We start from the raw sequence: 19,783 nt of genomic DNA on the forward strand, positions 1-19,783 counted from the left end.
CGATGAATGAAGGAAGCAAAAAATAAGCGGACCAAAATGATCCGCTTATTCAATTATTTATTGTACTTATGCCTTCGGCAATGTCACACCGGTCTGACCCTGGTATTTACCCCCACGGTCTTTATAAGAGGTTTCACATACTTCATCAGATTCAAAGAACAACATTTGGGCCACACCTTCACCGGCATAAATACGTGCTGGCAAGTTGGTGGTGTTTGAAAATTCCAGGGTCACATGACCTTCCCACTCAGGTTCAAGTGGAGTAACGTTTACAATAATACCGCAACGTGCATAAGTCGATTTACCTAAACATACAGTCAATACGTTACGTGGAATACGGAAATATTCTACTGTGCGGGCCAAGGCAAATGAATTGGGCGGAATAATGCAAACATCCGATTCAATATCAATAAAGCTTTTATCATCAAAGTTTTTTGGATCGACAATTGCTGAATGGACATTGGTAAATACTTTAAATTCACGTGCGCAACGAACATCATAACCATAGCTTGAAACACCATAAGAAATGAGTTTTTCACCAGTTTCATCATAACGTACCTGGTTTTCTGCATACGGTTCAATCATGCCGTGTTTTTCGCTCATTTCACGAATCCAACGATCAGACTTAATTGCCATTATTTGTATCCAAAAATAGTTAAATCAATTATTGCGCTGTACTTTAACTGAAATCTACCGTAATGGAAATAATGAACCGGTGATGATGACATTTTTTACAAAATGAACATTTCCCTCGTCCATATTTAAAGATTTAAAAGAGCAGAATAGCTAAGAGGGATAGAGAAACTCAGCAAAATCAATGAAGCGGTTTTTTGCAAATTAGATTGATTTAACCAACGCACTTTATTTGACGCTAAAATTGAGCCAATAAATGTCCAAAACAAGGCAATCGGCACAATTAATAGCAGAAACATAGCAATATGGAGGAAATAGTTGTGTACTGTGAGCCAAGCTGTGCTTGGAAAAATTGCCGAAGCAAAGAGTAAAGCCTTAGGATTTAACAAAGTTGCACAAAACAATTCACGCGCACGAATGGTAGGCTGATTATAACTGGCTTCAATATCTGCCGTTTTCCAGAGTTTAATGGCGAGAAAAATAATATAAAGTGCACTGAGAAGCTTTAATAGTGTAGGAAGGATTGGCCATTTAGCAGAAACTGTTCCAATGACCATGCCCCAAACAGTGATGGCAATTAAATAGCCGCAAGATTCGGCAGGAATCAATCGTAATGATTTACGTACACCAACCTGAATACCGGAAGATGCCAGCAATGTATTTGTTGGACCAGGCGTTAATAAAATGGTAATAACCAAGCCAATGAATAACCACGAAATCATATGCGACCTCTCTATAGAGTGCGCGAAGAGTAAATGAGTTTATTGTACTTAGCAAATCAGAAATTTTATATCTTTTAAAAACACAGAGTTTATTTTAAAAATTATTTAAATTTCAATAAATTATAATAAACACTTACAATTTCACTTATGAGTCATTTGTTAGAAAAAGTTTCAATAAATACTATTTTAAGGTTGATGATTTACATTTAGCCGGCTTGAGCTGTCCCTCAAGGATCTATTCAGGCACAATATTCCATCATTTAAACGGCCGATTTTTATGGCAAAAAAGTTCTTTCAGTCATGGCTTCCCTCACCGCAAAAAGTTGCAGAGATGAAAGTAATGAAGATTTTTGGTCAACGCACCTTAAATCCTTTACTTTGGTACGTGAACAGAAAGTCCATTTCAAAAGCTGTTTTTATTGGCACGTTTTGGGGCATGTTGCCCTTACCGTTTCACAGTATTTTGATTGTATTGACGGTATTGCTATTTGAAGTCAACCTCCCGGTCAGTTTATGTCTGGCCTGGCTAACCAATCCTTTTACCTTAGTTCCAATTCTGTATCTGGGGTTCTGGTTAGGCAGTAAAATATTCCAGGTCAATATGATTGATAAGGATATGATTCTGGGTGTGCTACATCAGATCAGCCACGTTATCACCCACTTTGGGCATGGACATATCGATTTAAGTTTAGCAAAAATTTTATTATCGGGGTTGTTACTAGAGGCTTTCATTTTTGCCATTGCGTTATTCGTGATTACCCGACTATTGTGGCGATGGAATATTATCCTGCATCATAAACGGCGCCGAGATCTGCAGTAATCATGCCATTTTTAGCTATGACTCACTATTTAATCTATTAGTGCTACCTAAGGCATTGTCTGTTATTGCAAATACAAGCTAAATTCAAGATGTAAAAAGCCCAAACAAGGTTGGGCTTTTCAAAGATATGACTTTAATCAGGTAACAAATTTAGAAAATTCTATTTTGTGGTTTTTCTACTTTTGGCAATTGATCGGCAATTTTCTGTGCAATGGCCATATAACTTTCCGCAGCATCATCTCCTACCAGCACAGAAGGTTTCCCGGAATCGGCATTTTCACGGATTTGCACATTTAACGGTAAACGCCCAAGTAAAGGAATATGGTATTGTTCAGCTAATTTGTCACCGCCACCTGTACCAAAAATCTGTTCCTCATAACCACAATTCGAACAGATATGCGTCGACATGTTTTCCACTACACCCATCACCGGAATCTGAACTTTATTAAACAGTTCGATGCCTTTGGTTGCATCCAGTAAAGCAACATTTTGCGGTGTGGTGACAATAACCGCGCCTGTCACCGGAATACGCTGTGCTAGGGTTAATTGAATATCGCCTGTTCCTGGGGGCATATCAATCATCAACACATCGAGGTCTGGCCATAAAGTCTGGTTAAATAATTGCATTAAAGCACCGGTCGCTTTCGGACCACGCCAGGCAACTGGAGTGTTGTTATCTCCAGTTAAATGGCCAATGGAAAGCACGGCCAGACCATACGCATCTAGCGGAACAAAATTTTCTGCTTCAATCATGGGAGTGCGTCCGGCATTGCCTAGCATGGTAGGAATACTTGGTCCGTAGATATCTGCATCCAGAACACCGACTTTTAAACCCAGTTTTTGTAAGGCCAAAGCAAGGTTGACGGTGGTTGTAGATTTACCCACCCCCCCTTTACCCGACGAAACCAGAATCACATTTTGAATACGTGGATGCTTGGGCACATCTCTTTGCTGCGGTGCCGGTTTCTGGATCGGTGGATTATTAGGATCTTCTGCATTGTTGCTTTCAGCTTGAGCTGTTTGTCCAGCAGCATCTACGACAGGCGGAAGTTTTTGGGCTGAAGATGCAGTGGAAGTTTGGGCTTTATTGTCACCACAATGTCCATCTTTTTCATGATCATGGTTAGTGCAGCTTCCACCCTGTTTGTGCTTTTGCTGAATGACATGCATATTCAGTTCCTGAATGCCGCATTTTTCCAGTGCATCGGCCAAATCATCATGAATTTTTTGTAGATGATTAGCTTCTTCAGGATAAGTATTAATGGTGATTTGTAATACCTGACCTTCTACATTAATTTGAGTAATTCGGTCTTTCAGGGCATGCTTGGAATTGGGCAAGATATAGCCTTGTAGCACATTCTGGATTTCTTCCTCCTTCACCTCTTGCGCGGGTGAAAACACAGATTTAAGCGAAGAAAGCCACGACATAAGTTTACTCCAAGTACGGACATACAGCTGAATAGTATAGTTTAGCTTTAAATGCCGCGAAGGTTAAGCATAGTTCTGTTCTATATAGCTTGATGAATGCGATTGTAAATACAAATAAATCTATAACTTGCAATATTCAGTATTGGATTTTATCTACGCCCATAAGGCGTCTTGCACACCTATGTTATAAAGAACATGTAGATACTCACGATAAAACAGCCTTAAGTCAAAATAATCTGTCCAACATCGTGCTTATTTTATTAATAATTTTGTTAATAATTCTGCTACAGACATGCTGCTATTTTGTTCTTTATATTGATAAATTATTCTGATTGTCATTTTATTTTGGGGATAACATGTTATTTAAATATCTAATTCCAATTATGTTTTTTTCAGCAGTATCATTTACTCACGCAGCAAACGAGACATCATCAATACGCACGCCAGCGGGCCAGTCCATCATTTTGGGTGATTCTTATGCCGACATGCAAAGTCGTATGCATTTGTCTCCGAGCTCCATGATTACACGTGAATTCAAAGAAGGTAAAAACCGTTATCTGGCCATGCATTATACTTATGAAGTTGAAAATATGCTTTATACCATTACCATCGTGAACGATCGGGTGAAAAAAATTGAATGGCTGAATACCGATCAGGACATTAATAAAGATCAAATTACAAAAGAATGATGCAAAATCATTTATAAAAAATGGTTAAAGTGGATAGTGTAAGCTACAAAATAACTTTAAAGCCAAGCAGATCTAAGTCTGATTATTTTTTAATTTGTGCAGGGTATCAGTGGCTGTTTCCTTGAGCCATTCACATTCGCTACAGGCCTGTGCTTTAAGTTCATGAATCTAGTGCAGCGGCATGCACAGCAAACCGCTGCACTACAGGATGTGTTGTTTATCTCCAGAAATGTACTTGCACCTAAAGAATCATGACTGCAACGGTATACCCTGGTCCAGATTTAGATTTATTTAACCGGGATCATCAAGTGCTGATAAGGCGTTCCGGGCCACATGACATAAGGTACAGCAGTATTCGGCTGGGCATTTTTAGGATACATGTCATAGAAACTGGGTTCAGCACCGACAATCATGACGTGAGGACCCGTCTTGATCCAGTGGTTACCCGCGGTAGGTTTTTGGGCATAGGGATCCGTATTGCTGGCATCGGTTCCTCCCTCTAACATGTACATAAAGCCGATTTTACCTACAGTCGGTGGTTTGTGACCCATCCAGGCTTCCGCCCATTCCAGGGCTGCCTTGTCCATGCACATCGGGTCTGGACCGGGAGTGGTCGGATTATCCGGCATACAGGTAAAACTATTACTACCTTTACGCAAGGTACGCATCTTGCCATCTGTGCCTATGGCTACAATGGTGGCTGCTGCCCCCACTTTTTTGGGTGCTGCGCTCATGGCACTGGCGATAGCCTTCTGGTCAGCTGCTGGGGTGCTGCCTGATTTGCCACCCTTAGTCTCCGCTGCCAGAATGGCCGGTACGGATAGGACAACCCATCCGGTAATCATCAATATTTTAAGGAAATTCATAGTCTTGTTCTCCGAACAGGAGGTTATGTTTGTGACCCCTAACTCAAGTTATATGACTCAACTTTGCCCTATAACTAAAACGGAATAAAACATGATTATTTTTTTGTTGATTATTTTTAACCAAATTGAGTTATTCCATCAACGTCATGTACCGCAATACACAGATTTCATAACAAACAAACTCAATGGGACACAATAATTTACGTATTTAGAGAACTGTATAATTTTTTGTCACATACAGATTCGAAAGAATGAGGGAATTGAATTTATTTCTAGCTCTTTCCAAATTATGAATACATATAGGGATATAAGTTTCAGCGACCGCAGAAAACTTTTCGCTGGAATAAAGGATTAGATATCCTCTTAGAGTAACCATTAGACTTCTTTCATAAATCATTTTAGAAACTAAAAATTGTTCGTAAAGCCAAAATTGAAAATAGATTTTAGTCGATATTAGATTTATGAGTGTGGCATGGATGCCACACATTTCCCATCACGACAAGGATGTCGTGTATGGAAAATAAAAGGTTTTTGTCTACTTTTGACCTTCAAAAGTAGAGAGATTGCCTCCGAAAAGGCAAAAAAATTAAATCAATCAAATGAGGCCGTGCTGATTTAAAAAAATCAAATATTAAACATTTTTTGATTTATGAAAGAGATCTAATGAAAGTGCACAAGCTAAATCTCAAAAGTTTTCCTGTTCATCCGACGGTTAGTTCAATATTTTAAGTTAAGTCACCTCACCACGTAGCCCAACTTTAATGAATTATTAGGCTGCTACATCTCAACCACGAAATGCCGCCTCTATCGTGGCAATATCAATTTTCTTCATCGTCATCATTGCATCAAACGCCCTTTTGGCGGCTGTACGGTCAGAACTGGTATAAGCCTCGAGTAAAGCTATAGGAGTAATCTGCCAAGAAATCCCCCACTTGTCCTTGCACCAGCCGCATTCGCTTTCCTGACCACCGTTGCCGACAATCGCCTTCCAGTAGCGATCCGTTTCCTCTTGGTCTTCGGTTGCAACCTGAAATGAAAATGCTTCATTATGCTGAAATGCTGGCCCACCATTCAGTCCAATACATGGAATACCGAATACCGTGAACTCGACCGTGATGACATCACCTTCTTTCCCTGAGGGATAATCTCCAGGTGCATGATGTATAGTCCCAACAGATGAGTTCGGAAAAGTTTCGGCATAAAATCGTGCAGCACCCTCAGCATCGTTATCGTACCAAAGGCAGATCGTGTTCTTTGCAATATTCATCATTTCACCTCTTTGTTGAGACCAGGACTTACGCTATTCGACATAATTGCAACGCGTCCCGCATATCAGCCTAACTAAGTTATTCGGCACCTTTTCTATATTTAACTAAAAAATGGAATAGACCTATTTCATAATTGTATTTTTATTGATCTAAACGTGTTTTTTAGTGATTAAAATTATTTGTTTTCGTAGGCTTGAATTAATAATTTTATAGTTGAAACAGATTTCTCTAGGGATGCTACTGGCACAGGAGATAATCAATAAGAAAAACTATACCGAGAATAGCAGGATGAATTTAAGATCGGCTTTTAACCTGCATGCAGTCGGTAATTAAAAACAGTCATTTAGCTGAAAAAATTGCACCAATAGCTTTGACTACCCGTAAAGGTAAGACAGTGAATTACACAGGATGAAATTCCGATCACAGCAAAAATACATTATTTCTTTTTCCACTCAAATGATGACTCATCATTTGAGGTTACTCCAATTTCACACTCTAAAAATTTCATATCTTCCATGCCCGTATCCATTGGGGTAGTGGTAATAAAATTACTATGTTCCTCAAGTAATGTTCTATAGATATCGGGACTGACTAATAGATAATTTGGTACTCTATAGTTGTGATTTATGTAATCAAAAAATGCTTGTTTTACTTGTTCTGATAATTTCATTTTACAACTCCAGGAATAATCTAGAATTAAATACAAAACATGATTAGCTCAGTTGTTTTTCAGAATCACCTTATCCGCTTAATATTATATAGTCAGACTACTCGCCTATCTTTCAAAATCAACATCTGATTTGTTTATTCTAATTCATATAAAACTATGGCTTTAACGCTCCATACGTCCATTGCCATCAGCAAACGGGTGTATGAACTCAAACTCATAATGAAAAACTGAACTTTTAATCAGAGGGTGCTCGTTGCCTTCTTCTAACCAGGGTAACAATAATTTTAGCCAATAAAGAGGTTTGGCAGAAAATCAATTCCAGCTATTGATATAGGTAAATGTTGTTGCTTAAAAATATGTTTTAACTGCTGTTTGAGTTAGGTTTAAACAATTTTTATTATATAAAAAACAGTTAATTAAAAATCAGCCCTGAATGGGCAGGGCTGATTTTTAACTGGTTGATGTAGCATTTATTATGAAGATAAATCTACACACAGATATTTCATTTCGAGATATTCATCAATACCGAATTTAGAACCTTCACGCCCTAAACCAGATTGCTTCACACCACCAAATGGCGCAACTTCATTGGAAATGGCACCAGTATTTATTCCGACCATGCCATATTCCAATGCTTCACCCACACGCCATTGACGCGCTGTACTCTGTGTGAATACATAGGTAGCCAAGCCAAACTCGGTATCATTTGCCATCACCACCGCTTCTTCTTCCGTGTGGAAGCGGAATAATGGAGCCAATGGACCAAAAGTTTCTTCTTTAGCCACTTTCATGTCCTGGGTTACTTCAGTCAGTACGGTAGGCTCAAAGAAAGTGCCTCCTAGACTTGAACGCTGGCCACCAATTTTAATCTGCGCACCTTTGCTCGCTGCATCTGCAATATGCGATTGCACTTTGGCAATTGCATCTTCATCAATTAACGGGCCTTGAGTGGAACCGTCTTGACGGCCATCACCCACTTTTAAATTGGCCACGGCTGCAGTCAATTTCTCAGCCAGCGCATCATAAATACCATCTTGCACATAAATACGGTTGGCACAGACACAGGTTTGTCCGCTATTACGGAACTTGCTGACCATAATGCCCTGAACCGCCTGCTCCAGATTGGCATCATCAAAAACCAGTACTGGCGCATTGCCACCCAATTCAAGTGACAGTTTTTTGATGGTTGGGGCACATTGCTGCATCAGAATACGGCCGACTTGAGTCGAACCGGTAAAGCTCAGCTTTTTCACCGTGTCGCTTTCGCACAAGGTTTTACCCACTTCAATGGCATCGCCACTAATGTGCAGCAATACATCTTGTGGTAAACCTGCCTGCAAAGCCAGCACTTCCAAAGCATAGGCTGTTAATGGCGTTTGCTCAGCCGGTTTAACCAGCATAGAACAGCCGGCAGCAATTGCAGGCGCAGCCTTACGGGTAATCATGGCTGCAGGGAAATTCCACGGCGTAATTGCAGCGGTGACCCCAATCGCCTGTTTGATGACCAACAAGCGCTGATTCGGCAGCGTTGGTGTCAGCACTTCACCGTCAATACGGCGTGCCTGTTCAGCAAACCAGCGGATAAAGGAGGCAGCATAAGCAATCTCACCGCGCGCTTCAGCTAAAGGTTTACCTTGTTCAGCAGTCAAAATCTGAGCCAATGACTCTTTATTTTCCTGCATCAAATCAAACCAGGCCCACAGCACATCAGCGCGTTGTAGTGCTGTTTGTACTTTCCATGCCGTCTGTGCCGTCTGTGAACGAGCAATTGCTTGTTCTACCGACGCACGGTCATGGGATTTCACCCATGCCAGCGTGTCATGTGTTGCCGCATCTTTAACTTCGATGTAATCGCCACTTAAGGGCTGATCCAAGCAAACATCCGGATGCTGTAATAAATATTTCAAATGATCTTGAAGCATTTCAATCCCTCATTCATTCTTATGCAGTTAAAGTTGCAAATCCCTGTTCTAAAATAGCCAGGCCTTCACGGAATTGCGCTGTTGGAATGGTTAAAGGATATAGGAAACGAATCACATTACCAGAACGACCGCAGGTTAAAATCAGCAGGCCATTTGCCATCGCATGGTTTTGCACCACTTTGGCCTGTTCAGCCGTTTCCAGTTCTACTGCAACCATTGAACCCAGCGCGCGAATATCAGTGACTACATTGCTGCTGGCTTTAATGTTATTTAATACCGAAACCAGTTCCGCACCCAAGACATTGGCACGATCACACAAACCTTCACCTTCAATCACATCAATAACTGCATGTGCTGCAGCAACGGCAATCGGACTACCCGCATAAGTACCGCCTAAGCCGCCAGGATTCGGTGCATCCATAACTTCAGTACGACCAACCACGCCAGAGATCGGGAAACCACCGCCCAGGCTTTTTGCCATCGTGATCAGGTCTGCTTTGGTTTCGTAGTGATTCATGGCAAACAGTTTACCGGTACGGGCAAAACCTGTTTGTACTTCATCTGCAATCATCAAAATACCATGCTGATCACACAATGCACGTAAACGCTTTAAAAATTCTGCCGGTACAATATTAAAACCGCCTTCACCTTGCACAGGCTCAAGTACAATTGCCGCCACATCATGTGCAGCCACATCTTCAGCAAAAATGTCTTCAATGCTTTGGATGGCATCGTCCACAGTAATGCCTTTTGACTCTACCGGATAACGTGCATGGAAAACACCCGCTGGCATTACCCCAAAGTCACGTTTGTAAGGGGCAGTTTTACCCGTCATGGCCATGGTCATGAATGAACGGCCATGGAAACCGTTACCAAAAGTTACAATGCCGTGACGGCCAGTATAGGCACGGGCAATTTTAACTGCGTTTTCTACCGCTTCAGCGCCGGTAGAAAAGAATGAGGTTTTTGCAGGGCCGTCAATCGGTGCACGCTCATTGATACGCTCAGCAAGAGAGACATAACTTTCATAAGGTACAACCTGATAAGCTGTATGGGTAAATTTTGTTAATTGTTCAGTAACAGCAGCAATAATTTTAGGGTGACGATGACCGGTATTCAGTACCGCAATACCACCTGCGAAATCGATATATTGATTGCCTTCGGCATCCCAAATTGTCGAGTTCTCTGCTTTCTCCGCGTACCATTGACACATGACACCAACACCACGAGGCGTCGCTTGCTGTTTACGTGCATTCAGTGCAGAGTGTTTACTGTCCATTTTGTATCCTCATTCTTGATTCATACATTGTAAAATTTTGGCATCCATATCATGTGATTGATGATATGCAAATGACTGGTTGATCTTCCTCATTTTGCGCTTTTATCGGCCTGACACGAGAGCCACTTTGAATCAGATAGACAGAGCCAATTCACCCCATCCCGAGGATTTAAAAAATCAAAAAAATAAAATAATGAAATACAAATCATAAACTTAAAATTACACCATAAAAAAATGGCACCTTTTTATAAGGTGCCATTTTGATAACTGAGAGCAAAAATTTAGAAATTGTACATAAACAGTAAATTCAGCAGTCGGCTATGGCCTGCTGCATCTCCTTGCGCCAAAGAACCGGCATCACCGCCAATGAATACATCATTTTTACCGATGATATATTCGGCTGCCAGCGAAAACTGCTTAACATCCAGCTGAGCACCCAAAATATTGCGTGTAGATGTGGCAAAACCGGACTTGTCTTTATCAAAGACGGTATAGCTGACATAAGGCGTCAGATCGTAATCTTTGTAAAAATCAGTCATTTGATAATCCAGATTCGCCACATAATAATTGGCTTTATTGGCCACATGATACTTCGATTCAAAAGAACCTACCGTCGCATAATCTGGATTCTCTACAGCCTGGGTATCTGCGCGATTCTGTCCGGCAGTCAGGGTCAGGTTTGCATTCTGGTAGTTTAAGCGACCAAACACATTCCATGCATTGCGATGCCCGGTTTGACCATTGCTGTTATTTTCCAAATCTGAATACCAGTACGAGCCGCCGACATTCAGTTTAACCGGGCTGTCCTGCAGTGGAATCTGCTGATTGATACGTGCAACCCACATGTTTTTTTCTTCGATGTCATCGGTGCTGGCATCTTCCGGCTTGACATAATTGGCCGCATAACGCGCTGCATCGTCACCGCTGCCGGCAAAACTTCCACCATCACGCACAAAATAAGCCACATTGACTTTGGTATTTGTACCTAGCTGCTGCTGCCAGTTAATACCCAGATTATGCACATCTTCCAGGCCGGCATTGTCCATTGAACTGCCGTACCAGCTGCTGCTCCAGAAGCGGCCAATACCAAAAGGCATATCTTGCAGACCCAAGGTGATGCGGCTGTCATCATTCAGCTTATAGCCCAGGTTGGCATTCACCAAGGTTGAAAAATCACACAGGGTATCATTTTGATAGCAACGGTATTCCACATCGCCGAACAATGACTTGGCATCATATTTCAGGCTGAGTTTCGCCGCATTAAACTTTAATTTATGGTCACTGTCCGAATAATCTTTATCCTGATAATTCGCTCGTAGCCACCCCGATACGGTCAGTTTGCCTAAATCGGTATCGGCATCTCCCCAAGAAAGCGTATCTGCCTGCACGGTGGCAGACATCGTAATGGTACTGGCGACAAGCGCACAGAACGAAAATGGTTTCACTAAAAAACGTTGCGACATTATAGAAGCCCCAAAAAAGAAATAATAATCTTCAAAACCAGGTCGCTGGCAAAAGCAAAGTTTCTGACCAAATGGAAGCAGCAAAGGCGTTAAATATCCAAACTTATGCCGGGTCAAATATTGCATCCTGCAGGAGACCCTACCCTTAACCTGGATAGATGCCGCGCTCTTGGCGAGCCATCAGAATCCGTTCACATGCCAAAATATAAGCTGCAGTACGTAAAGAACATCCGGCCTGCATGGCTTTGAGCCAAACGTCATGCACGGCATTTTTCATGATCACGTCCATGCGCTGATTGATTTCTTCTTCTGTCCAGAAATAGCTGGCAAGGTCTTGTACCCATTCGAAATAGCTGACGGTCACACCACCGGCATTGCAGATCACGTCCGGTACAACCGTGATTTGACGCTGACCCAGGATTTCATCCGCTTCAGTGAGGGTCGGACCATTGGCCCCTTCCAAAATGATCTTGGCTTGAATGGTTTGGGCAACATGCACATCAATCACCCCTTCCAGCGCCGCAGGAATAAACACTTCTGCGGGAATTTGCCAGAATTTTGCCGCCGCGATTTCGTCGCTTGCAGCAAACCCCTGAATCTTGTGATGGGTGTTTGAATATTCCATTAACTTGGGTATATCAATCCCTTGTTCCTGATATAGGGTTGCGGAGTGATCCTGTACACAAATCACTTTGCTGCCATTTTCATGAAACAGCAAGGCGGCTTCGCTGCCGACATTACCAAACCCCTGCACGCACACCCGGGCATCCGTTAAATCCAGGTCAATTTGCTGAGCCACTTCACGCCCGCTAATATACACGCCACGTCCTGTAGCTTTACTGCGGCCTAAAGAACCGCCAAGATGCACGGGTTTCCCTGTCACCACACCGGTAATGGTAGAACCGGCATTCATGGAAAAGGTGTCCATCATCCAGGCCATAATTTGCGGATTTGTCCCCACATCCGGTGCCGGAATATCCTTTTGCGGCCCAATAACCAAATTGATTTCTGCGGTATAACGTCGTGTCAATCGTTCTAGTTCACGCTTGGATAACTGGCTTGGATCAACCCGTACCCCGCCTTTGGCACCACCAAAAGGTAAATTCAGCGCCGCACACTTAATCGTCATCCATGCCGACAGTGCCATCACCTCATCTAAATTGACATCAGGATGGAAGCGTACACCGCCCTTGCCCGGACCACGGGTCAAATTATGTTGAACCCGATAACCTTCAAAATGCTGAACGCTGCCATCATCCATAATCACCGGAACATCCACAATCAGGCTTCGCTTCGGGCGTCGCAACATATCCAGTCTTTCGCTGAGTTCACCCAGATAAGGAGCCACTTTATCCAGCTGTTTCAGATAATTGTTCCAGGCCGTCGTACCGTGCTCGGTATAGGTGAGCCCCTTCATCATTGTGTTCATTGCATGATCCTGTTTTTTTGTATGCAGACGCATTTCCTTGCGGCCGCAAAAAGTATAAATTTATATCTGCTTGTCGGCATTTATTGATCCAGGTCTGTAGCCAGCGTGATCTGAGCTAAAACATTCAGCTTGGATTTTTCGCTTTGGCTTTATAACCAAGATATGTGTATATTGCCTGCCGTTTACAGGCCCGTATTTACATCCACTGCGCAAGAACGGGATACTTTACAATTACTGCCTGACCAGATTATTTTGCACATACCGATATCGCTCTCACGAGAGCCACTTTGAATTTGTAGGAGAGAGCCAATTGCGTAGCTTGCTTGGAGACTATTTGCTGCAGCGATTACAGCAAGATATCGATGGAACATTGCAGCTGCGATTATTTCGCTGCTTACGCAATGCCATAATTGACGGCGTATTGGCACCCAAGACTCGCCTGCCGGCATCCCGCGATCTGGCCAAAGAGATCAAGGTTTCCCGCAATACGGTATTAAGCGCGTATGAACAATTACAGGCACAAGGGTATATCGATGCCCGCACAGGACAAGGCACCTGGGTCACAGATAAACTGCCCGAATCCTTTTTAGTCAAGGCGGAAAATAGCAACGCCCCTATTCAAGAAAAAAAATCTCAGCAAAGTTACAGCTTGTCTCAGCGCGGTTCTTACTTAATCGGCTATTCAGCAGCTTCGCCTTATCAATGGGGTGCTTTTGTTCCCGGTGCGCCGGATGTGACAGAGTTTCCGCATCACATTTTTAGCAAAATTCAGACCCGTTTGAGCCGTGAACCGGAAATTACCCGCTTGATTTACAGCAATGCCGGCGGCTGTCTGGAACTGCGCCAAGAACTTGCGGAATATCTGAAAATTGCACGTTCGGTGCAATGCGATGCCGATCAAATCATTATTACCGAAGGCACGCATCAGGCGATTGATTTAGTCTCGCGTACCTTGAGCGACATTGGAGATGAAGTCTGGATCGAAGATCCAGCCTACTGGGGCGCCCGCAATATTTTGCGCATTAACGGGGTCAATCTGCGTTCACTACCGGTCGATCAGGAAGGCATTATTCCGGATCTTGATCCGAAAGTACCCCCTAAGCTGATCTTTGTTACACCCTCCCACCAGTATCCCCTAGGTTCACATCTAAGCCTGGAACGGCGCAAACAGCTGCTTGCAATTGCCCGGCAGCATAAAAGCTGGATTGTGGAAGATGATTATGACAGTGAATTCAGGTTTTCAGGCCAGCCCTATCCGTCTTTACAAGGATTGGAACCTGATGCCCCGGTCATTTATATGGGCACATTCAGCAAAACCATTTATCCTGCACTGCGTATCGGCTATCTGGTGGTTCCGAAGAAACTGTTTTCCCCGCTGCGCATTGTGGCCGCAGAACTCTATCGCGGTGGACATTTAATTGATCAGAAAGCACTGGCAGAATTTATCCGTGAAGGCCATTATGAGGCGCATATCCGACGCATGCGCTTACTCTACAGTAAACGCCATGCATTTCTGATTGATTTAATTCACCGTCATTTAGGTGAAGATTTTCTGCACGAATACAACACGGCAGCAGGCCTACACCTGATTTTAAAACTGCCAAGCAGCAGTGATGATGTCCTGATTGCATCGAATGCACTTGATCAAGGTATTAAGGTCAGAGCCCTATCGCAATACTATACCAAGCACTATTCTACCCGGCAGAAAGGATTACTGCTCGGTTTCGCCTGCGTGAACGAACAAGAAATATTGGTGGCTTTCGGCGTACTGTTGAAATGCTTGCGCGACAATGGAATTCATACTTTAAATTAGTAAAATTTCAATTCTAATTAAAATTTTATTTTTAAAATCAATATATTCTCGGCCTGTTTTTAAACAAGGAGTAAAACCTTTTATGGCCGCTTCATTTTATTTAGTCTTTATTTTTCTGTAAACATTTCTTTCTGTAATTTTCACCTTTTTAAAGCAATTGGCTCCCTTCAATAGCTAAAAAATGGCTCTCGTCACCTGACAACAAAAAAGAGAAATTAGCAGCATACATAAACAGCATGTAACAGTTTTGTAATCAAAGTGTGATCTTTCATGTATTTATAGAAATATCAGCTTTATTAAGTTTAACTTAAAATTAATGAAGTGATTACGAATTCGGTTACAGTTTCAAAGGACAGATAGTGTACACAAGATAGAGAGCTCTATTGCTGTTGCACTATGGATATTAAGGGAAATTATATGGCAGAACATCAACATGTCTCCACGCCCGATTCATCACACAGCTTAAAAAGTGGACTTAAGTCACGTCATCTTACAATGATCTCGATTGCCGGGGTAATTGGTGGCTCACTGTTCATTGGCTCTGGTAATGTAATCTACTCGGCAGGTCCCGCTGCAATTTTGGCCTATGCTTTTGGTGGATTGCTCATTCTATTAATCATGCGCATGCTGGGTGAGATGGCCGTTCTCAACCCGGATAGCGGTTCATTCTCAACCTATGCTGATCGTGCAATTGGCCGCTGGGCAGGTTTTACCATTGGCTGGCTGTATTGGTGTTCTTGGGCCTTACTGATGGGCTGGGAAGCATATGTCGCAGGTAAAATTCTCAACAGCTGGTTTCCGTTTATCCCTATCTGGGGCTACATGCTCCTAGTTATAGTGTCATTGGTTGTAGTTAACTTACAAAATGTCAAAAACTATGGTGAATTTGAGTTTTGGTTTGCCCTGATCAAAGTGATTGCAATTGTTATTTTCTTAGTCATTGGTAGCTTGGCAGTCATGCACTTATGGCCGTGGAGCCAAGCAGGTGCGACAGGTATTACCCATTTAACCGCTGAAGGTTTCATGCCCAATGGTTTCTCTGCGGTAATCACGGCATTACTGGGGGTTATGTTTGCTTACATTGGCGCTGAAATTGTGACGGTGGCTGCCGCAGAATCGCAAAACCCTTCACATGAAATCCGTAAAGCATCTAACTCAGTGGTATGGCGTATCCTGTTATTCTATGTTGGTTCAATGTTTATTACCGTCTGCCTCATTCCACATAACAATCCACTACTCAAAGACCCAACTTGGGGAACCTATAGTGTGACCTTAACCGCACTCGGTATTCCAGAAGCAAAACACATTGTCAATTTTGTGGTCCTGACTTCAGTGTGTAGCTGTTTTAACTCTGCACTCTATACCTGTTCACGTATGCTGTTTTCATTGTCAAAACGTGGCGATGCACCGAAAAGCTTTGGTTTAATCAACCGTAATGGTAGTCCTTGGATGGGTGTTCTGGTGTCATCATCATTCGCTTTATTCGCAACCTACCTGACTGCCACTGAAAGTATGAATGTCTATGACATCTTTATGTTAGCGACAGGTACAGCAGCACTCTATGTCTATCTCACCATTGCTTTTTCTCAATTACGTATGCGTAAGAAATTAGAAGCGGAAGGACAAGTGATTGACTTTAAAATGTGGTTATTCCCTTGGCTGACTTATCTGGCAATCGTCTTTATTATTGGTGCCCTGATTACCATGCTGGTTGAAGGAACATATTTCAAAGAAGTGACTTATACCAGCTTGCTTGCACTCTTTATTGTCGGATTAGGCATCTGTGCACAAAAATTCAATTGGGGTAAAGATTCACAAAAAAAAATTCCGCAAAATAGAATAAACCTGAGCGACAATATTTAACGCTCACGCTGATAAAATAAATCTTGGGGACAGAATCAGACCCGGCTGGTAGGTGAATCGTTAATCTAACTTTTCACCTACCAACAGCAATAAAAGATCTTTTATCATTCAAAAACTGCTCTTCTTTTATCGGATATAAATAGTAACAACGTTTTCAATAGTCGGGCATCATCTACCTAAAATGCCTTAAATAATCTCCCATTTTATAGATCTTTTTTTCCTGGATAACATGGCGAAGACATCAAGCCACAAGCAGCAAAAATCAGCTGATGAATACAAGCCTGCTGTTGTTTATCCAACTTTAAACACGTGATCAAGCTAAATACTCCATCAAGTTATATTCGATCCTGTGATTAAAAAAACAGCCCATCAAAACCTTATGCTAAAAAATTCTATTCATGCACAAATTTAAAAATCTCCCTGAATATGATGTTTCTCCAAGATCAGCAGGCTTTCCAAGCCATTAAATTGCTGCATCCTTGTTTGGCATACTTTTCCATTAGTCTTAACCATTTTTCACGTTTTAGCTCACTTGAACCGCGAACAGAACCCATATAAGCCGTGTTGATCTTTTTTATACCGCAGAACGCTAAGGTGGCTTTTTTCAGCTACCGAGTACTCGGTTCACCCAAATACCATTTATAAAACCAGCCTGGCTGGTCTAATGTGGTGATGATTCTGGCTGTTTTATTGAATAAATACCCTGGGATAGGAGTAATGGTTCAAGTTATATAAATAGTACTGCTGGCACAGGTGGTACAAATACAGTTACAACTGATTCAAGCTGCTTTGAAGTACAAATTAATCAGAATGGTAATGATGCTGTAGTTAACCCAAACAATCGTGGAGAACCACAAAAAGGTGCTGCTGCTATAAATTCTAGCATTCGGGTAATAGTGGCGGTATTGGTGCCATATTGGAATTGGAGATATTGGCTGGTCTTATGGCGGCGGTGGCGGTTCAGGTGGACGATTAAAAGTTAAATTCACTAATACAACTGAAGAAGTAATTACTTTTGATTTAGTCGTTGGTGCTAAAGCTCAAGGCTGGAAGAATGGAGGTAATTCAGGTCCAAGATGGCGGCATTGGATTTGCTATTGTTTCGACGAGTTAATTGACTACCCTGCACTATCTGGCAATTCGTTAGATAATGCAGAATAACTGCAAAATATTAAGTGCAAAATAAAAACCAGATTAGTGCAAAAAAAAGCCGAAAACTTACAGTATGGTGGATTTTTCCTAACTCACCCTATACACACCACCATACACAGCAACAAACTATATGCTCATTCATGTAACGGTATATACAGGCATAAAAAAAGCCCAAATCATTGAGATTTAGACTTTATTTATTCATACACCGTAATGTTACAGCATACAACTTTAAAAATTTGGGGTGGCGTCAATTGAACTCAAATCCCAAGCAACTGTTTTTATGTAATTTATAAGAAAAAATATATTTCATTGACCCAATTTTGACCCATATCAGATTTAGTGTATTTAATCACTTAAAAATCCTGTTCAAATCCTAATTCAGGATTTGAACTAATGTACCGATTGTATCAACATTAATAGCAATATAAAATATTACGATATAATATATCACCATCAAGCAATTCTAAAAATTTAGAGCGAAATCATTGTAATGACAACATCAAATTTATGTGGCTTAGTCTAATAGCCACATAAATTCAATTTTCCAAATGATCCTTCAAAAATTACCATGAATGCTCTAATTGAATTCCAAAATTAGAACCATTAGATGTGTTATAGAAGCTACTATCTGGGTTAACCAAATCTCTCATCCGTTGTTCAGCTGCATTCCAAAATGCATATGTATAGTAAAGCCTCAGTTCAGGTCGATCATTATATCCATTTCCATGGAGAGTAAATGTTGGAGCAAATGTTATCTTCGTCAAATCACGTGTTTCACTACCTTGTTTAATTTGATCGTAGCCAATCTCACCAGTTAACTTGAAATGATCGCTTACTACATATGATGTTCGAGTACCGACAGATAACCACTTCGCATCTTCTTGCTGTTCGTAATCATTAATTTGATAAAGAATCTGAGCTTGCCCATTAAGTACTTTATTCGGACTTTGCCAATCCAATACATCAAGCATACGGATAGCAGTATTATCACGACTTAGACTGACATCCCCAGTATAACTTAACCCTGTGCCGGGTCCTTCACCATATTGAAATGCAACAGTATTTTTACCATTAAGAATATTTGATGTAATATTTTGAATAGTGAATGCCCAGCCATCATTATCATGATCAATATAAGACACACCAAAATTCAATTTATTTCTTTCATTTAACTTGATGTCACTCACTGTGAAATCATGTTTACTGATGTATTTATCCTGAAACAAATCATCTTTTCTTGAAAAAACATAACTAAGGGCAAAATTATCTAGTTTATAGTGGTCTATCCCGAAACCAGTTCCGCTTTCATTCCAATAAAAGAAATCAGACATGTTGATATCATTTCGATTGTAGTAGCGTCGTCCAGCCCAAAAATTACCTCCATTCAAGAATGAAACATTCGTCCAATCCAGATAAATCTGGTTCATCCGAGTGTATCCACTATCCCCACTAAATTTTAAAGATTTACCATAATCATTGTAGAATTGAACCATACCATTGATGTTAATTTTCGAATGATCTGAAAGCTCAGCTAACTCTTGTGATGCAAATACCTCACCATATTGCTCACATTCGTTGCCTAAACGGTATTTTGATGGAGCACCTGTCAGCTTAAAACACTCTTGCATGTCACCATGATCTGTACCCCCCATACCCGTACGGAAGTATCCATTTACTTCCACTGCAGATACAAATTGTGAAGACATAAGTAGTGCGGCACTATACATCCATAGCGTCTTTTTCATTTTAAAATTCCATTTTTT

Annotated in this window: 15 protein-coding genes and 1 pseudogene; 4 read left to right on the forward strand and 12 right to left on the reverse strand. The window is 41.5% G+C overall.

Annotated elements, in window-relative coordinates:
* Positions 1-66: 66 nt before the first annotated feature.
* Together dcd and B9T29_RS04760 are read right to left on the reverse strand one after the other, a co-directional pair.
* The gene (dcd, locus tag B9T29_RS04755) at positions 67-636 is read right to left on the reverse strand and encodes a dCTP deaminase (RefSeq protein WP_086174816.1); all 570 of its coding nucleotides are present in this window, start codon (positions 634-636) and stop codon (positions 67-69) included.
* A gap of 125 nt (positions 637-761) precedes the next feature.
* Positions 762-1,355 (reverse strand): LysE family translocator, encoded by a 594-nt coding sequence (locus B9T29_RS04760; RefSeq protein ID WP_086174817.1) that lies wholly within the window; start codon positions 1,353-1,355, stop codon positions 762-764.
* A 271-nt stretch (positions 1,356-1,626) separates the two neighbouring features.
* Here B9T29_RS04760 and B9T29_RS04765 point away from each other — a divergent pair, with 271 nt between their 5' ends.
* On the forward strand, positions 1,627-2,175 hold the full coding sequence (locus B9T29_RS04765) for a DUF2062 domain-containing protein (protein WP_171263981.1): 549 nt from the start codon (positions 1,627-1,629) through the stop codon (positions 2,173-2,175).
* 150 nt (positions 2,176-2,325) lie between these two features.
* On the opposite strand, the gene apbC is transcribed toward B9T29_RS04765, so the two are convergent.
* A complete protein-coding gene (apbC, locus tag B9T29_RS04770; RefSeq protein ID WP_086174819.1) occupies positions 2,326-3,603 on the reverse strand; it encodes an iron-sulfur cluster carrier protein ApbC in 1,278 nt (425 codons plus the stop codon).
* Between the two features lie 356 nt (positions 3,604-3,959).
* On the opposite strand from apbC, the gene B9T29_RS04775 reads away from it, so the two are divergent.
* Positions 3,960-4,292 carry a hypothetical protein gene (locus B9T29_RS04775; RefSeq protein WP_086174820.1) on the forward strand — a complete coding sequence of 111 codons (333 nt, stop codon included), beginning with the start codon at positions 3,960-3,962 and terminating at the stop codon, positions 4,290-4,292.
* A 287-nt stretch (positions 4,293-4,579) separates the two neighbouring features.
* Here the strand turns inward: B9T29_RS04775 and B9T29_RS04780 are convergent, their stop codons facing one another.
* The 8 genes and pseudogenes from B9T29_RS04780 to B9T29_RS04815 all read right to left on the reverse strand — a co-directional run bounded on the left by B9T29_RS04780 (position 4,580) and on the right by B9T29_RS04815 (position 13,177).
* On the reverse strand, positions 4,580-5,158 hold the full coding sequence (locus B9T29_RS04780) for a hypothetical protein (RefSeq protein WP_086174821.1): 579 nt from the start codon (positions 5,156-5,158) through the stop codon (positions 4,580-4,582).
* A 784-nt stretch (positions 5,159-5,942) separates the two neighbouring features.
* Positions 5,943-6,425, reverse strand: coding sequence for a VOC family protein (locus B9T29_RS04785; RefSeq protein WP_171263982.1), 483 nt, complete (start codon positions 6,423-6,425; stop codon positions 5,943-5,945).
* 437 nt (positions 6,426-6,862) lie between these two features.
* The gene (locus tag B9T29_RS04790; protein ID WP_086174823.1) at positions 6,863-7,096 is read right to left on the reverse strand and encodes a hypothetical protein; all 234 of its coding nucleotides are present in this window, start codon (positions 7,094-7,096) and stop codon (positions 6,863-6,865) included.
* Between the two features lie 165 nt (positions 7,097-7,261).
* Positions 7,262-7,384 (reverse strand): annotated as a pseudogene (locus tag B9T29_RS04795) (Fic family protein); the annotation flags it as partial.
* Between the two features lie 185 nt (positions 7,385-7,569).
* Complete coding sequence (locus B9T29_RS04800; protein ID WP_086174824.1) at positions 7,570-9,018, reverse strand: NAD-dependent succinate-semialdehyde dehydrogenase; 1,449 nt, start codon at positions 9,016-9,018, stop codon at positions 7,570-7,572.
* A 19-nt stretch (positions 9,019-9,037) separates the two neighbouring features.
* Positions 9,038-10,297: a 4-aminobutyrate--2-oxoglutarate transaminase gene (gene gabT / locus B9T29_RS04805; protein ID WP_086174825.1), complete on the reverse strand. Its 1,260-nt coding sequence runs from the start codon at positions 10,295-10,297 to the stop codon at positions 9,038-9,040.
* 281 nt (positions 10,298-10,578) lie between these two features.
* Positions 10,579-11,760, reverse strand: coding sequence for a hypothetical protein (locus tag B9T29_RS04810; protein WP_143223869.1), 1,182 nt, complete (start codon positions 11,758-11,760; stop codon positions 10,579-10,581).
* Positions 11,761-11,905: 145 nt separating this feature from the next.
* Positions 11,906-13,177 (reverse strand): Glu/Leu/Phe/Val family dehydrogenase, encoded by a 1,272-nt coding sequence (locus B9T29_RS04815; protein WP_171263983.1) that lies wholly within the window; start codon positions 13,175-13,177, stop codon positions 11,906-11,908.
* 322 nt (positions 13,178-13,499) lie between these two features.
* Between B9T29_RS04815 and B9T29_RS04820 the strand changes: the two genes are divergently transcribed.
* Both B9T29_RS04820 and B9T29_RS04825 read left to right on the forward strand, forming a co-directional pair.
* Positions 13,500-15,002: a PLP-dependent aminotransferase family protein gene (locus B9T29_RS04820; RefSeq protein ID WP_086174826.1), complete on the forward strand. Its 1,503-nt coding sequence runs from the start codon at positions 13,500-13,502 to the stop codon at positions 15,000-15,002.
* 417 nt (positions 15,003-15,419) lie between these two features.
* Entirely contained in the window at positions 15,420-16,865 is a 1,446-nt protein-coding gene (locus tag B9T29_RS04825; RefSeq protein WP_086174827.1) for an amino acid permease, read from the forward strand.
* Between the two features lie 1,718 nt (positions 16,866-18,583).
* On the opposite strand, the gene B9T29_RS04835 is transcribed toward B9T29_RS04825, so the two are convergent.
* Complete coding sequence (locus tag B9T29_RS04835; RefSeq protein WP_086174828.1) at positions 18,584-19,765, reverse strand: maltoporin; 1,182 nt, start codon at positions 19,763-19,765, stop codon at positions 18,584-18,586.
* Positions 19,766-19,783 lie beyond the last annotated feature (18 nt).

It is taken from the genome of Acinetobacter sp. ANC 3903 (assembly GCF_002135315.1).
GTDB lineage: Bacteria > Pseudomonadota > Gammaproteobacteria > Pseudomonadales > Moraxellaceae > Acinetobacter.

What these genes read in the sequence shown, in the direction of transcription:
- dcd (WP_086174816.1), bottom strand. Translation starts at nt 636, where the DNA reads ATGGCAATTAAGTCTGATCGTTGGATTCGTGAAATGAGCGAAAAACAC.
- B9T29_RS04760 (WP_086174817.1), bottom strand. Translation starts at nt 1,355, where the DNA reads ATGATTTCGTGGTTATTCATTGGCTTGGTTATTACCATTTTATTAACG.
- apbC (WP_086174819.1), bottom strand. Translation starts at nt 3,603, where the DNA reads ATGTCGTGGCTTTCTTCGCTTAAATCTGTGTTTTCACCCGCGCAAGAG.
- B9T29_RS04775 (WP_086174820.1), top strand. Translation starts at nt 3,960, where the DNA reads ATGTTATTTAAATATCTAATTCCAATTATGTTTTTTTCAGCAGTATCA.
- B9T29_RS04780 (WP_086174821.1), bottom strand. Translation starts at nt 5,158, where the DNA reads ATGAATTTCCTTAAAATATTGATGATTACCGGATGGGTTGTCCTATCC.
- B9T29_RS04785 (WP_171263982.1), bottom strand. Translation starts at nt 6,425, where the DNA reads ATGAATATTGCAAAGAACACGATCTGCCTTTGGTACGATAACGATGCT.
- B9T29_RS04790 (WP_086174823.1), bottom strand. Translation starts at nt 7,096, where the DNA reads ATGAAATTATCAGAACAAGTAAAACAAGCATTTTTTGATTACATAAAT.
- B9T29_RS04800 (WP_086174824.1), bottom strand. Translation starts at nt 9,018, where the DNA reads ATGCTTCAAGATCATTTGAAATATTTATTACAGCATCCGGATGTTTGC.
- gabT (WP_086174825.1), bottom strand. Translation starts at nt 10,297, where the DNA reads ATGGACAGTAAACACTCTGCACTGAATGCACGTAAACAGCAAGCGACG.
- B9T29_RS04810 (WP_143223869.1), bottom strand. Translation starts at nt 11,760, where the DNA reads ATGTCGCAACGTTTTTTAGTGAAACCATTTTCGTTCTGTGCGCTTGTC.
- B9T29_RS04815 (WP_171263983.1), bottom strand. Translation starts at nt 13,177, where the DNA reads ATGAAGGGGCTCACCTATACCGAGCACGGTACGACGGCCTGGAACAAT.
- B9T29_RS04825 (WP_086174827.1), top strand. Translation starts at nt 15,420, where the DNA reads ATGGCAGAACATCAACATGTCTCCACGCCCGATTCATCACACAGCTTA.
- B9T29_RS04835 (WP_086174828.1), bottom strand. Translation starts at nt 19,765, where the DNA reads ATGAAAAAGACGCTATGGATGTATAGTGCCGCACTACTTATGTCTTCA.